At 42.4% G+C, this 14,357-nt stretch carries 13 protein-coding genes and 1 pseudogene; 1 reads left to right on the forward strand and 13 read right to left on the reverse strand.

The window, feature by feature from the left end:
* From KH180_RS16825 to KH180_RS03565, 13 genes and pseudogenes are all read right to left on the reverse strand, one after another.
* Positions 1 to 162, reverse strand: a pseudogene (locus KH180_RS16825) (sugar phosphate isomerase/epimerase); the annotation flags it as partial.
* Between the two features lie 24 nt (positions 163 to 186).
* Positions 187 to 1,080 (reverse strand): myo-inosose-2 dehydratase, encoded by an 894-nt coding sequence (gene iolE / locus KH180_RS03510; protein WP_290757228.1) that lies wholly within the window; start codon positions 1,078 to 1,080, stop codon positions 187 to 189.
* Positions 1,081 to 1,107: 27 nt separating this feature from the next.
* Positions 1,108 to 2,541: an MFS transporter gene (locus tag KH180_RS03515; protein WP_290756450.1), complete on the reverse strand. Its 1,434-nt coding sequence runs from the start codon at positions 2,539 to 2,541 to the stop codon at positions 1,108 to 1,110.
* Between the two features lie 24 nt (positions 2,542 to 2,565).
* Positions 2,566 to 3,399: a sugar phosphate isomerase/epimerase family protein gene (locus KH180_RS03520; RefSeq protein ID WP_290756453.1), complete on the reverse strand. Its 834-nt coding sequence runs from the start codon at positions 3,397 to 3,399 to the stop codon at positions 2,566 to 2,568.
* Positions 3,400 to 3,468: 69 nt separating this feature from the next.
* A complete protein-coding gene (locus tag KH180_RS03525; RefSeq protein ID WP_290756456.1) occupies positions 3,469 to 4,473 on the reverse strand; it encodes a Gfo/Idh/MocA family protein in 1,005 nt (334 codons plus the stop codon).
* Between the two features lie 265 nt (positions 4,474 to 4,738).
* Positions 4,739 to 5,767 carry a LacI family DNA-binding transcriptional regulator gene (locus KH180_RS03530; protein WP_290756457.1) on the reverse strand — a complete coding sequence of 343 codons (1,029 nt, stop codon included), beginning with the start codon at positions 5,765 to 5,767 and terminating at the stop codon, positions 4,739 to 4,741.
* Positions 5,768 to 6,121: 354 nt separating this feature from the next.
* Positions 6,122 to 6,958, reverse strand: a complete 837-nt coding sequence (locus KH180_RS03535) for a class II fructose-bisphosphate aldolase (protein WP_290756458.1) — start codon at positions 6,956 to 6,958, stop codon at positions 6,122 to 6,124.
* A gap of 27 nt (positions 6,959 to 6,985) precedes the next feature.
* On the reverse strand, positions 6,986 to 8,221 hold the full coding sequence (locus KH180_RS03540; protein ID WP_290756460.1) for an MFS transporter: 1,236 nt from the start codon (positions 8,219 to 8,221) through the stop codon (positions 6,986 to 6,988).
* A 143-nt stretch (positions 8,222 to 8,364) separates the two neighbouring features.
* Positions 8,365 to 9,360, reverse strand: a complete 996-nt coding sequence (locus KH180_RS03545; RefSeq protein ID WP_290756463.1) for an electron transfer flavoprotein subunit alpha/FixB family protein — start codon at positions 9,358 to 9,360, stop codon at positions 8,365 to 8,367.
* Between the two features lie 19 nt (positions 9,361 to 9,379).
* Positions 9,380 to 10,177: an electron transfer flavoprotein subunit beta/FixA family protein gene (locus KH180_RS03550; RefSeq protein WP_290756466.1), complete on the reverse strand. Its 798-nt coding sequence runs from the start codon at positions 10,175 to 10,177 to the stop codon at positions 9,380 to 9,382.
* Between the two features lie 25 nt (positions 10,178 to 10,202).
* On the reverse strand, positions 10,203 to 11,345 hold the full coding sequence (locus KH180_RS03555; RefSeq protein WP_290756469.1) for an acyl-CoA dehydrogenase family protein: 1,143 nt from the start codon (positions 11,343 to 11,345) through the stop codon (positions 10,203 to 10,205).
* 149 nt (positions 11,346 to 11,494) lie between these two features.
* Positions 11,495 to 12,391 (reverse strand): LysR family transcriptional regulator, encoded by an 897-nt coding sequence (locus KH180_RS03560; RefSeq protein ID WP_290756472.1) that lies wholly within the window; start codon positions 12,389 to 12,391, stop codon positions 11,495 to 11,497.
* A 280-nt stretch (positions 12,392 to 12,671) separates the two neighbouring features.
* Positions 12,672 to 13,052, reverse strand: a complete 381-nt coding sequence (locus tag KH180_RS03565) for a BlaI/MecI/CopY family transcriptional regulator (protein WP_290756475.1) — start codon at positions 13,050 to 13,052, stop codon at positions 12,672 to 12,674.
* Between the two features lie 255 nt (positions 13,053 to 13,307).
* On the opposite strand from KH180_RS03565, the gene KH180_RS03570 reads away from it, so the two are divergent.
* Positions 13,308 to 14,324 carry a YeiH family protein gene (locus KH180_RS03570; RefSeq protein ID WP_290756478.1) on the forward strand — a complete coding sequence of 339 codons (1,017 nt, stop codon included), beginning with the start codon at positions 13,308 to 13,310 and terminating at the stop codon, positions 14,322 to 14,324.
* The last annotated feature ends 33 nt before the right edge of the window (positions 14,325 to 14,357 follow it).

A 14,357-nucleotide genomic window follows, 5' to 3' on the forward strand; every position in this document is an offset into this window, starting at 1 on the left:
CGCCTCACATTCCCTGGAAAACAGGGGATGCTTATAAAATGGATTGATTCTTGGATGGGGAGACTGTTCAATATACTTGTAGCCCCAGTCTGCCACCTGGTGTACCATCCGGTTGATATCCATCTGTTTTGCCAGAACGTCAACGTCAAATGCTATCTTCATAAGACATTTCTCCTTTCATAAGATTTATAAACCTGTCTTTTCTGCAATATATTTTCTTGCTTTTACTGCATATTCCAGAGGATTGGCAACTGCAGGGTCCTGCTCTGCTTCCACTACCACATATCCTTCATAACCGCTTTTCTCAATAATATCAAAGATCGGAGCGAAATCTACATCTCCGTCTCCCGGCACTGTAAAGGTTCCTTTTCTGACTCCTTTTAAAAAGCTCCAGCTTTCCTTTTTGGACTGTGCCACCACGTCAGAACGCAGATCTTTTAAATGTATATGCCTTGTTCTGTCTATGTATTTTCCAAGCACTTTGACAGGGTCGATTCCTGCAAAAGAACAGTGTCCGCTGTCAAACAGCAGATAAACAAGATCCGGGTCAACTTCCGCCATAAAACGGTCAATTTCTTCCTCCGTCTGAACCACAGTTCCCATATGATGGTGGAAAGTAAGCGTCATGCCTTTGTCTTTTGCGATCTTGCCAAGCTTATTTAATCCTTCTGCCAGCAGTTTCCACTCCTCATCATTCATCACATATTTTCCTTCAAAAATAGGCTGATCTTTTCCCTGGGTGCTGTAGCTCTGCTCTGATACACCGATTACTTTTGCCCCCATTGCTTTGAGAAAATCTGTCTGAGCGATAAATTCCTTCTCAGTTTCTTCATACGGCCTGGAGATTAGAAAACTGGAAAACCAGCAGTTGCAGATCTCAATCCCTCTGATATCCAATGCTCTTTTTAAAACATCAACATCTTTAGGGTACTTTCCTCCGATCTCTGAACCTGTAAATCCAGCCAGGGCCATCTCACTGACACACTGCTCAAAGGTATTTTCTTTCCCAAGATCCGGCATGTCATCATTGGTCCACCCAATCGGTGCGATCCCTAATTTTACTTTGTTCTTATCCAACATTTCTATCATTACCTCTTTCCTGTTTTCCTAAAGCTTCCCTGAGAGTTCCCTCACAGTCAGTTCTGCTATCATTTCTTTATATGTCTTATCCAGTTTATAGCACAATGCGATCAGCATCATCACAACCCATACCACAATCGGCACATACAGGTAAGTAGCTTTGATGACTGCAATAGCAGCCGGTGCCTGCTCAGCCGCTGTCTGGGCCATTCCGTTATATCCCACATAGGACAATGCAGCTCCAAGTGCGGCATTGGTAATGCCTGCCCCAAACTTCTGTCCAAAACTCATGGATGAGAACATAAGACCCTCAATCCGTTTTCCTGTCTTCCACTGTCCATACTCTATGGCATCACTGGGCAGTGAATACTGAACTCCATAGAACGGTGACATTCCGATACCACGAATGATAGAAGAGAAAATCGCCAGCGGCACACTGGTAATGTTAAATAAAAAGACAATCTGTCCGGCAATTCCCAGAAAACATCCGGCCACGATCATATTCCTTTTTCCATACTTGGGTATAAGTTTTGGAAGAAGAAGGATCACAAAGATCATTGGTACTTTCTCTGCCATTGACAGCGGCATAACCAGGTTTACATCGTTCAGTACATACTGGCAGTAATAGGTCAGGTCGATTCCAAGAATGATCTGGTAAATTGTATAAAACAGCATCAGTCCCAGAGAAATCAGAAAATATCTGTTTTTAACCATAAGCTTCAAAGCAGTAAAAACCGGAAGCTTTTCTTCTGTTTTTTCAGAAACCTTAACACGTTCTTTACAGCAGCGGAATGTGTTTAAAAGGATGAGGACAGAGATGACAGAAAACACTGCTGTGACAATAATCCAGGCAAGCTGGGTATTGTCAATTTTTACTGCCACCCAGTTGATGATCGGAAGCGTAAGTGCTGTAACGACCATACTTGCTGTAATGGACAGAGACATACGAATGTTGCTGATGGTCTCTCTCTCATGTTTGTCCCGGCTCATCAGAGACCCGAGGGTGTGGAACGGCTGGCTGATTCCCGTATACATAACTGTATTAAGTAAGTTATATGTAATGAACACATATGCTGCCTGCACAGTTTTTGTACCGTGCGGTACTGTCATCAACAGTACCGCGGCAATTGCATAGGGAATGACCAGCCTTAAGATCCAAACTCTGGATTTGCCATATTTGGAATGAGTCCGGTCGATGATCGTTCCCATAATGACATCAGAAACTCCGTCAAATGCCCGGGAAGCGAGCATGATCATACCAATGACTCCTGCGGAGAGCCCGATAACATTTGTATAGAAGTAAACCAGCAGAGTATTGGCCAAAGTATACACAACGGTCAGTGCAGGGTCACCTACACAGTACGCAAGCTTCTCTGACAACTTTACCTTGGCAAACTCGCCCTCTAATTCTTCATAATTTTCTTCCGCATTCATGTTCATCTTTAAAGTTTGTTCACTCATAGACATCTTTGTCCCCCTTATGCTTTATGCAAAGTATTTTGCTACGAAATCCCTTGTCACCTCAGCAGACTTTTTCACATTTTCGTCATGGGACATTTCATAATATTCCGGACGGAATTCTTCGATTGTACATACTCCGTCAAATCCGATCTTCTTTAAGGCAGCTGCGATTCCTGCATGATCTACTACACCTTCTCCCGGCCACAGACGTTTGTCATCGCCGCATGATCCAAGCGGCAGGTCTTCACAGTCATTCAGGTGGTATGCAAAAATCTTCCTGCCGTCTGCTGCTTCTAAATCTTCCAGCTTAGAACACATCTCATGGAAATGGAAGGTATCTACTGTGACACCAACATTGTCACGGTTTACAGTCTTTACTACATCATAAGCAGTGCCAAACTGATTGATAGAGCAGTTTGGTGCTCCGCAGAATTCCAGAGAAATTTTGATATCTTCCCCGACTTTATCAGATAAATAACGGAGACGTTCTGCAGCTTCTTCCTTAATTTCCGTAATGCTCTTATCCTTTACATCAAAAGAAGGAACTGTAATCAGCATCTTCATGCCGATAGCCTTGCATACTTCAATGATAAAATCAGTCTCTTCATCGATCTCTTTAACACCGGCTTCATCTCTCTGGTTAAAGAAAATCAGAGTATTGTAAGCCCATGGCTTTAAGTTGTGGTTTTTAAACCAGTCAGCAAGATCTTCCAGTGTATGTTCTTTCAGGTAATCCTTCACACAGTCAAATCTGATCTCTATATAATCAAAACCATATTTTTCACAAGCTTCCAGGTCTGCCATTAAAGACTGTCCTTTACACTCTAATGCAGTTGCTTCATTAAATCCAATTTTCATTTCTAAATCCTCCTGAATTATGTATAGATCCTGTATATGCCCTTGGGGCGGTACCGCGGCCTTTCCGTTTTATTTATAAAAATCCGGTTTTTCAGCTGTCACGATCGGTTCAATCTGCCCTGTTTCCTGAGCTTTTACCAAAGCGTCTGCTGTCACAGCTGCCAGATATCCGTCCCAGGCAGTAGGTCCGTTAATCACTCCCTGCTCTGCACAGTCAACCCAGTTCTGCACTTCTGTATCATAAGCATCTTCAAATCTTACAAAACAGTCTGTATCAATCGCCGCAGATACAGATGCATTCTTTCGGATGCTCGGATAAGAAGGCTCAGCCATCTTGATCGCACCGTCTTCACATACGACTTCACAGTTAATGTCATATCCAAATTTGCAGTTAACAAACACTTCTACATCGATGCAGATTCCCTTTTTTGTACGGAGAAGCATGATCTGAGGATCCTTTAATTCAGAATGAGAGTATTTTGTTACTTTCGGCATGATGACCTGAGCACTTTCATATTCATCATCTACCAGCCAGTGCAGTGTATCAATCTCGTGGATCGCTGTGTCATGAACTGCCATCGGAGTGTTATAGTTTGTGCCGACTTCCGGATTTCTGTGTGTACAGTGGAGAATCAGCGGCTCACCGTATTCTCCGGACTGAAGTGCCTCTTTTACCTGAACATATCCTTTATCATATCTTCTCATAAATCCAAGCTGAATCAAATGTTTTCCTGAAGCAGCCTCTGCATCTACAACCTTCTTGCAGTCGTCTGCTGTTGTTGCCAGAGGTTTTTCACAGAAAACTCTTTTCCCAGCCTCAATTGCCTGAAGCAAAGAATCTGTGTGGGCAAAACCAGGGGATACGATAAATACAGCGTCCACGTCAGGATCATTGATCAGATCTTTTCCGTCTGTATATACCTTAGCTCCTCCAGCCAATGCAGCTGCTTCCTTTGCTCCTTCTTCAAAAACATCAGAAACTGCTGTTACTTTTGCTCCCTGGATCTTGTTTGTAAGCCGTTTGATATGGTCTTTTCCCATTCCGCCGCATCCGATTACACCTACATTTAACATTGTTCTACCTCCATATGTTTGTTTATTGATTACTTGTTTCATTTAGATTGTGAATTCATGATAACATTGCGTGCGCGTGCACGCAATCAACAACATGCACAATAATTCCAATAAATCTTTAGATAATTTCACCTATACTATTCTATTTGCACAAAAAAATACAACACCAGCAGCTGATATTGTATTTTTATTTATACAATTTGTATAAACCTTCTCTTTTATATGGTTATATTTCGATAATATTTATATTATATTTTGATTAACATTATAAATTACATCTTGTTTTAATCACAATATCCGTATACCAAAACTCTCCCTGTCTTGTAGGATTACCGCAGAGCGTATGAAATAATTCCATAACAGACTCATATCCCTGGACATAGGAATTCTGTCTCAGGATAAAGTTAATCACGCCGTGTTTTAAGTTTTGGCGGTTCTCGCCTTCATAGTCATGTGCGATTACTTTGATCTTCTGGTCAAGCCGATACTTCTTCAACGTATCACAGACCCCGCTTTCTCCCTGGGCTGTAAGATAAATCCCGGCAAGATCCGGGGTCTCTTCCAGCTGTTCTTCCAGAAGCTTTCCCGCCACCCAGTCGTCATCATATGCGTATCTCGGCTCCATTACCTGCACTTTGGGATAATGATGTACAAGTTCATCCATAAACCCTCTTGTACGCTCCATAGTCGCCACATTTTCCTGAGATCCCGACAGAATCATTACTTTGGCGTCCTCCGGAATGATTTCTCCCATAAGCCCCCCGGCTACCCGCCCGCTGGCATAAGAATCCTGTCCGATAAAACAAAGTCTCTTTGTATCTTCCAGATCAGAGTTAATGGTTATGACGGAGACCCCGTCTTTTTCTACGAACTCATCAATGGTTCTTTTCAGCAGTTCATCATCGGCGGGAACCAGCGCGATTCCTTTTACTCCGGCCTCCCTGAAATCCTTCATTGTCTTCAGAAGTTTTTTTACATCTCCGCCGTGAATACGTTCTACAAACACATGTCCCCCAAAGCGTTCCACCTCTTCTTTTGCAGATTCTGTCCCTTCCAGCACTGCTTTCATAAACGGGGTCTCTGCATATTGTATGATAACTCCGATCTGCAGGGCATAATTGGCTGTAGAAAGTGCCTTTGCCGCCATGTTGGGCTGATACCCAAGTTCTTTTGCTATTTCTTTGATCCGTTCTGCCACTTCCGGCCGGATTCTTCCCCTGTTGTTCAGTGCCCTGTCCACCGTACCTCTGGATACACCGGCCAAATCTGCAATCTGCTGTATTGTTACTGCCATTCTTCCTCTCCTCCCGCGTTCCCGTGCACGCATTTCTGGTATTATTATATCACAGCGTGACAAATATGCAATAACAAAGCGGGCATGTCCACCTCAGCTCCCCAAACACTCACTCTTTCAGGGACTTGTTCACTTTGCGCACCTAATGCGGTTTGCCAAAGGCAAATAGTTTCTCTGTACATTTGTGCGCATCCTGCACGAAGCGTTTTTTATTTCATAGGACGCACTTTCCTATGAAATAAAAAAAGAAGTCCGCTGTTTCATCAGCAGACCTCTTCTTTTAACAAAATATAATTTTAGTACATAGCTGTACGTACTGACATGATATGTAAGTTAAGCGTATTTCATAAACTCTTATTTACAATTAAAAATCCCGATATGGCGTTTTACATTGTCATAAACGCCTTTTACCATAGCTTCGTTCATATCAAAATAATTATGTTTTCCCTCTGTTTTGATATATTTTTCTACTTCCTTTGTCAAACTGTTGAAACTTGCCGTTGCAATATTGACTTTACAGATTCCAAGAGAGATCGCCTTTCTGAAGTCATCATCTGTAATACCGCTTCCCCCGTGGAGTACCAACGGTTTGTTTGTGATGTTCCGGATCTCCTCCAACACACCGAACTCCAGTGTCGGTGCCACAGGATAGTCTCCATGTGCATTTCCGATAGCTACAGCCAATGCATCTACACCAGTCTCCTCACAGAACACTTTGGCGTCCTGAGGATTTGTACACTGGATTCCGTGATCACTCTTTCCATCTTCACTTCCGCCCACAAGTCCCAGTTCAGCTTCCACTGTAGCTCCATACTGGGCTGCCAGTTCCGCCACTTCTTTTGTCTTTCTTATATTTTCTTCAAACGGATCTCTGGAAGCATCGAGCATGACAGAAGTAAATCCTAATTCCAACGCTTTTTTTACAGTCTCAATCGTCAGTCCATGGTCCAAATGTACTGCCACATCCACTTTTGCTTCCTTTGCAGCCTGCACCATCATAGGCCCCATAAGATGCAGAGGTGAGTGGGCAAGACGTACTTCTGCAATCTGAAGAATGATCGGCGTATTCATCTCTTCTGCTGCCATGACTGCCCCTTTGACCATCTCCATATTTCCAACACTGAATGCACCGCATCCTCTGTTTTCCTGTTTTGCCTGCTCTAATAACTGTTTCATTTTTACTAATGCCATAATCAATACTTCCTTTCTTTTTTATACCTACTGTAATTTTATCTGTGGCTGTAATTCCTGCCCCTCATGCTGCAGGGCCTCATGCTTTATCTCTTTTTCCAGCCTGCATAAAAACATAAACGCTGCTGCTGAAAAAATAAAACCAATAACAAATGTAGTGTTCACAGGATAATGCCCTGCGGAAATAACGTTTGTAATACATGGAGACAGTGCAGTGACAACAATGATCCCAAACATTACAATCCCATAGTTCTGTCCGGAATGTTTCAGGCCAAAAATAGAGCTTGAAAGGGATGGAAAGCTTCCCATAATACCTCCGAAACATCCATAAATCAGAATCACTGCCAGGGTAGTGAGCAGTCTCTGACCTGTCACTAGAAACAGCATTGCTGCCATAGAGAGCAGAATCACACCTTTGATACACCGGATTCTGCCGATTTTATCTGAAAGGGACGGAAGCACCAGCCTCATCCCTGCATTCAATATAGAGCCTGTCATAACTGATCCCACTGCAAGGGCTGTGCTGACACCCCGGTCAATCTGAAGTGTCTGTGACAGCGGCGAGGTCAGATAATATGCCATAAGCCCGCACATCATCGTGCATAAAAGATAGTAGAACTTCTTAGTTTTTACCATTTCTGCAGAAGTGTACTGATGACTCTCTCCGTAAGATACGGTTTCTTTATCCTCTGCAGCTGCATCCGGTTTCCTGATAAATAATGTACCCAGAATCCATGAAACTCCAATCAGAACCCCGACGATCAAAAACGCCAGCTGCGGTCCTCCTGCTTCCAGAAGACTTTTACTGACCGGTGCCATAATAAGACCGCAAATCCCGTTTGCCGTTATCACAACGCCGGAAGCAAAACCTGTTCTTTTCGGAAACCATTTTTGTGCTGTGGAAAGAATCGGTGCGTAGATCATGCCTGATCCAATACCCTGCAGTACTCCAAATGTTATGTACATCCATATAGGTGAAGGCAGAAGCATGTACCTTGAACTCAATACTCCAGCAGTAAGGATGGCCCCTCCTATAAACACAGCTGGTACAGGACCTTTTCTATCCTGAAGCCTGCCTCCTAAAATATTCCCCAATACAAAAAACATAGTAGGCAGATAAAAGCATATGGATGCCTGACCAGTGCTCCATCCTGTGGTTTTCATTACATACGGCTGATAAATAGACCAGACATGGGGATATCCGGTAAACAATATGGCGAAGGCTCCAAAGGCCATCATTACATTTCGTTTTTTACTGTTCATAACACACTTCCCAACTTTTATGGTTATATTTTGATTATCTTTTGGTATAATATTATCACTTGTTTTGTAAGTTGTCAATCACAAATCAAAAAATGGATTGTAATCTTGTGTTAAGATTACAATCCATTTTTATATCTATATATTTATTTAGCCTTTACCGCCCTAATCGCTTCCGTAAGTTTTGGTACGATCGTATTTAAGTCTCCAACGATACCAAGATCTGCAATATCAAAGATCGGGGCATCCTCGTCACGGTTGATCGCTACGATAAACTCAGAGTTTTCCATACCAGCTGCATGCTGGATAGCCCCTGAAATACCGCATGCCAGATATAATTCCGGACGTACTGTTTTTCCTGTCTGTCCTACCTGGCGGTCTGCGCTGATCCATCCTGAATCTACACATGCTCTGGAAGAAGATACCTCACCCTCCATTACATCCGCAAGTTCCTCTAACATTTTGAACTTATCGGCACTTCCGATTCCGCGTCCGCCGGAAACCAGAATATCAGCCTCAGTAATGTCAACGGATTTATGTACTGTCTTTACAGTCTCACGTACTTTCACATTCATATCTGCATCAGAAAATTCCACTTTAAATTCTTCAATTTCACCGCTTCTGGATGCATCACTTTCTAAGGCTTTCATAACACCCGGGCGGACTGTCGCCATCTGAGGACGGAAGTCTTCACATACGATAGTCGCCATAATGTTTCCTCCGAATGCCGGACGGGTCATCATGAGAAGTTTTGTCTCTTCATCAATAGCAAGTGCAGTACAGTCTGCTGTCAATCCTGTATGAATTCTCGCAGATACTCTTGGGGCAAGGTCACGCCCGATAGAAGATGCTCCGTAAAGCACGATCTCAGGATCTTTTGCATTGATTACAGCAGTCAGTGCTTTTGTATATGGCTCTGTCACATAATCTGCCAGCATGGCGTCATCTACAACAACGACTTTATCTGCTCCGCAGGCAACCAGTTCCTGTGCTTTTGCTTTTACGCCTGATCCAAGCAGTACAGCAACAACCTGCTGTCCAAGATCATTTGCCAATTCTCTTGCTTTGCCAATTAATTCGATTCCGACTTTCTGAAGTTCGCCGTCTCTCTGCTCAGCGAATACGTATACGTCTCTGCTCATTTCCTATTCTCCTCCTTGCTTAAATGATGTGCTTTTCCTGAAGTTTATCAACAATAGATGCCACTGCTTCGTCTGCTGATAAATCTTTTAAAATGGTTCCTGCACCTTTGGCCTGTTTTGTAAAGGATTTCTTTACTCTTGTAGGAGATCCTTTTAATCCGATATTGGCCTGATCCACAGTATCTTCTAAGTCTGCAAGTCCCCAGACTTTCACTTCTTTTTCTCTGTATGCATCAAATGCACCGTGAACTGTCATATATCTGGGAGCTGCCAATTCAGCCAATGCTGTAATCAGACAAGGAGTCTTTACTTCAATGATCTGGTGGCGGTCTTCAAACTGTCTCTGCACAACCAAAGTGTCATCCCCTTCAACATTCAGTTCTTCTACATAACTTACCTGAGGGATTCCAAGGTGTTCTGCGATCTGCGGACCTACCTGAGCGGTATCTCCGTCGATTGCCTGGCGTCCTGTAATAATCACATCATAATCTAATTTTTTAATTGCCGCTGCGATGGTGGAAGATGTCGCCCATGTATCTGCTCCCCCGAATGCTCTGTCAGATACAAGAACAGCATCATCGCATCCCATAGCCAGTGCTTCTCTCAGGGCTACATCTGCCTGAGGAGGTCCCATAGAAACAACAGTAACTGTGCTTCCCGGGCATTTTTCTTTTAGCTGGAGGGCAGCTTCAATTCCTGCCTTATCATCCGGGTTTATGATACTCGGAACACCATCTCTGATCAATGTGTTAGTCTTTGGATCTAATTTTACTTCAGTTGTATCTGGTACTTGTTTTGCACAAACAACGATTTTCATCTTTTATTCTCCTTCCGCTTTAAGCTTATCTTAATAATCCGCCGCCTACGATCATCTTCATAGCTTCAGATGTACCTTCGTAGATCTCTGTGATCTTGGCATCGCGGTACATTCTTTCAACCGGATATTCTCTGGAGTATCCATATCCTCCAAGAAGCTGTACAGCCGCTCTTGTCACTTCCACTGCCACATCGGATGCAAACAGCTTGCAAGCTGCTGCCAGCGGAGCATAATTTTCATGGTCATCTTTTGATTTTGCCGCTCTCCATACCATAAGGCGTGCAGCATCGATCTTCACCTGAAGCTCTGCAATCAGGAACTGTGTATTCTGGAATTTAGAAATTGGTTTCCCGAACTGTTTTCTTTCCTTAACATATTTGATCGCTTCATCTAATGCACCCTGTGCGATTCCCACAGACTGAGCTCCGATTCCGATACGTCCTCCTGCCAGTGCTGACATGGCGATCTTGTATCCTTTTCCTTCCCCTGCAATCAGGTTCTCTTTCGGTACTTTTACATCAACCAGTGCAACTTCACAGTTAGATGCAGCGCGGATGCCCATACGAGGAATATTTTTGCTGACTTCTAATCCCGGTGTGTTTCTGTCAACGATAAATGCAGACATTCCCCTGGTTCCTGCAGTTTTGTCTGTAATTGCAAAAATGATGAAGGTATCAGCAAATCCTGAATTTGTTGTAAATACTTTCTGACCGTTCAATACATAATGGTCACCGTCTAATACAGCGCTTGTCTTGACACCGCTGGCATCTGTACCTGCTCCAGGCTCTGTAAGTCCGAAGCATCCCACTTTAGAACCGTCAACCAGCGGACGCAGGAATTTCTGTTTCTGCTCTTCTGATGCAAAATCATTGATGCAGGAACAGCATAATGATGTATGTACGGAAATTGTGATTCCTGTGGAAGCATCTACTTTAGACATCTCTTCCATACAGAGTGTGTATGTTAATACATCTGCGCCTTCTCCGCCGTATTCTTTGGAATATGGAATTCCCATAAGACCGAATTTTTTCATTTTCTCAAGCAGTTCCATGCTGAATTCTTCTGTTTCATCCATGTCCCTAGCAATTGGCTTGATTTCTGTCTCTGCGAAATCTTTGAACATCTGCTGTGCAAGCAGCTGTTCTTTTGTCAATTTAAATTCAACCATTTTCTTTTTTCCTCCTGTTTGCTCTTACATTAGAACTTATTAGCATCCCTACTATTAGCCCGCCAATACTTTGTAAGCTAAATATTTGTGAGCTAATAGTATCACTTTGTGAAAGTTGTGTCAACAGCTTTCGTTAAATTATTGTCTATTTATATTGTATACATATCATCTTTGTGCAAACTGTTGAATATATTAAGGTAATCTTGTGAGAAAATACTATGATTACGCCATACAAATGTGAAATCATGAACTACTGAAAAATCTCTTAATTCCAATTTTCTCAAACTTCCGTTTTCTAATTCCTCTTTTACTGCTGCCTCATAAAGAAATGTAATGCCGCAGTTTTCTGATACGAGTCTTTTTATCATATGAAGACTGCTGATTTCGTGTTTTCTTTTAAAATCCCGCACATTTAAATTCCGCCCCTCCAGGCTTTTTTCCAATATCTCACGAGTACCGGACCCCGGCTCCCTCATGATCAAGGTCTCTCCCAACAGATCCTCCAATACATCCGGTTCCTTTTGAAAATGATAGGAACTTCCGCATACGGCCGTGTACGCTTCTCTGGAATAAATTCTGTAATCATACTCTCCTTTTTCAAAATATCCCTCAACCATGGCAAAATCAATCTCTCCGCCGTCCAGCTGTCCGAGAAGATCCTCTGTATTAGCGATTTTTACTGAAACCTCCGTATCCGGATTCTTCCTTATGTACTCTGCAACTGCTTTTGACAGGATAAAGTCTCCGATGGTTAACGTGGCCCCAAAATTTATTTTTCTTTTTTCCTGCTTCATCTCCTGAATGCTGCGTTTCAGATACATCTCATCATGATGAAACGTCATAGCTGCATTTCGAAACAAATCCCCTTCGGGAGTCAGTCTAAGTTTTTTCCCTGACATCTCAAACAGCTTGATCCCGTATTCCTTTTCCAGCCACTTTATATGCTGAGATACTGCCGGCTGTGTAATATTCAGCTGTCTGGCAGCCTTTGTAAAATTCATCTGCCTGCACACTTCAAGAAACGTAAAAATCCTAAAATCCAGCATTCCGCACTCCTTTGTAATTGTTTATACGTCTATGTCTATTATAACATACTGCTGTAATGAAAAAAGACATTCAGATACATGAATGCCTTTTGAATAATATGACTATTTAATAAAGTTTTTCTCCACTATCTCCAGTCGGCTCTGGAAAGGCCTCCTTCCGACAGTGAAGAAAAACTTATCTCTAAAAGGAACCTTCTGTTTTATGGCTGCCCTTCTCCAGCAGACATTACGTCCATTTTATATCCTTCGGATGAGCGTGCTCCGCACGATAAGGTATATATTACTGAACGTCCAGTTCGTCCAACAGCTGATTTAATCTCTTCGCTTCTTCCTCTGACAGGCTTTCGCTCAGCGCACTGATTAAACTGCCGGCTGAGCCGTCAAACCAGATATCCAGCATTGCTTCCGCCTGAGCTTTTCTGTAATCTTCTTTTTGAACCAGCGGAATAACATATGAAAATTTGCCCCGTCTCTCAACTTTCACGTATCCCTTTTCTTCTAAATCAAATAGAAATGTGCGCACTGTTGTCCTTTTATAATCTTTATTATAATTTTCCCGCAATTCTTCTATGAGAGTTAAGAAAGGTATTTCATCCTCTCCATAATTCCATACACATCTCATAACGACTTCTTCCGCATAGGTCAGTTTTCTTTCTTCCATCTGATATTTCTCCTTATTCCTTCTCACACATTTGCTTCACAGTTTAATTTTATATCTTATGGTTATACTATCATATATTTTTACAAATTTCAACTATTGTCATAGTCTTTTCACATTTATTTAGCCACCTCTGCTTCTGAATTATATCAATAATAATTTATTATTTAAATATAAAAATATATAATTTTATCTTATTATTCTCCCATGATATACTCATTTCTGTTGAAAATATTGTAAAAGAAAGAGGTTTATATTATGAATGTTATAAAAGAACACTTAACCGGAATCCTGCTCTGCATCGGAATCTCTGTGCCTGCATGGTTTCTTGGAAATCTGTTTCCGGTGATCGGGGGTCCTGTATTTGCAATCTTAATCGGTATGATCTTAACACTGCTTATTGAAGATAAAGGCCCAATGCAGCCGGGGATTACCTTTACTTCAAAAAAGATTCTGCAGTATGCAGTCATTCTCCTGGGGTTCGGGATGAACCTTACAGATATACTGGCAAAAGGAAAACAGTCTCTGCCCATCATCATATCTACAATCGCCACTTCTCTGATTGTGTCTTTCCTCTTATATAAGCTGCTTCACATGGACTCCAAGGTTTCCACTTTGATCGGAGTGGGCTCTTCTATATGCGGAGGTTCCGCCATTGCAGCCACTGCTCCTGTGATTGAAGCAGATGATGAAGAAATTGCCCAGTCCATTTCTGTCATATTTCTGTTTAATGTGATTGCAGCCCTGGTATTTCCTGCCCTTGGAAATATGCTGCACTTATCAAACGAAGGTTTCGGACTGTTTGCCGGTACTGCTGTCAATGATACTTCCTCTGTCACTGCCACTGCTTCTGCATGGGACGGGATTCACGGGAGCAATACTTTAAATGCAGCCACTATCGTAAAGCTTACAAGAACTTTGGCAATTATACCGATTACCCTTGTACTGGCCATTTACCGTGCCGGCAAAAAGGAAGAGGCTTTGGAGGAAAGCGGTTCTTCTTTCAGCTTAAAACAGGTTTTCCCGGTTTTTGTGCTGTTTTTTATTCTTGCCTCCGTGGCTACAACTGTTTTCTCTCTTCCTGCTGCCGTGACGGATCCGTTAAAGACATTGAGTAAATTTTTTATTGTCATGGCTATGGCTGGCATCGGTCTGAATACTCACATTGTGAAGCTCATAAAAACCGGAGCAAAGCCCATCTTTATGGGATTTTGCTGCTGGGTTGCCATCGCAGCTGTGAGTTTATTAATTCAAAGCATGATAGGTATATTGTAACATTTACATTGCTTCTCCTTCCGGCTCAAAGAA

This window comes from Anaerostipes sp., assembly GCF_018381315.1.
Classification (GTDB): Bacteria; Bacillota; Clostridia; order Lachnospirales; family Lachnospiraceae; genus Anaerostipes.

Bases quoted from the DNA above. Each gene is read 5' to 3' on its own strand.
- KH180_RS03540 (WP_290756460.1), bottom strand. From the start codon at position 8,221: ATGAACAGTAAAAAACGAAATGTAATGATGGCCTTTGGAGCCTTCGCC.
- KH180_RS03565 (WP_290756475.1), bottom strand. From the start codon at position 13,052: ATGGAAGAAAGAAAACTGACCTATGCGGAAGAAGTCGTTATGAGATGT.
- KH180_RS03535 (WP_290756458.1), bottom strand. From the start codon at position 6,958: ATGGCATTAGTAAAAATGAAACAGTTATTAGAGCAGGCAAAACAGGAA.
- KH180_RS03515 (WP_290756450.1), bottom strand. From the start codon at position 2,541: ATGAGTGAACAAACTTTAAAGATGAACATGAATGCGGAAGAAAATTAT.
- KH180_RS03530 (WP_290756457.1), bottom strand. From the start codon at position 5,767: ATGGCAGTAACAATACAGCAGATTGCAGATTTGGCCGGTGTATCCAGA.
- KH180_RS03545 (WP_290756463.1), bottom strand. From the start codon at position 9,360: ATGAGCAGAGACGTATACGTATTCGCTGAGCAGAGAGACGGCGAACTT.
- KH180_RS03550 (WP_290756466.1), bottom strand. From the start codon at position 10,177: ATGAAAATCGTTGTTTGTGCAAAACAAGTACCAGATACAACTGAAGTA.
- KH180_RS03555 (WP_290756469.1), bottom strand. From the start codon at position 11,345: ATGGTTGAATTTAAATTGACAAAAGAACAGCTGCTTGCACAGCAGATG.
- iolE (WP_290757228.1), bottom strand. From the start codon at position 1,080: ATGTTGGATAAGAACAAAGTAAAATTAGGGATCGCACCGATTGGGTGG.
- KH180_RS03560 (WP_290756472.1), bottom strand. From the start codon at position 12,391: ATGCTGGATTTTAGGATTTTTACGTTTCTTGAAGTGTGCAGGCAGATG.
- KH180_RS03520 (WP_290756453.1), bottom strand. From the start codon at position 3,399: ATGAAAATTGGATTTAATGAAGCAACTGCATTAGAGTGTAAAGGACAG.
- KH180_RS03525 (WP_290756456.1), bottom strand. From the start codon at position 4,473: ATGTTAAATGTAGGTGTAATCGGATGCGGCGGAATGGGAAAAGACCAT.
- KH180_RS03570 (WP_290756478.1), top strand. From the start codon at position 13,308: ATGAATGTTATAAAAGAACACTTAACCGGAATCCTGCTCTGCATCGGA.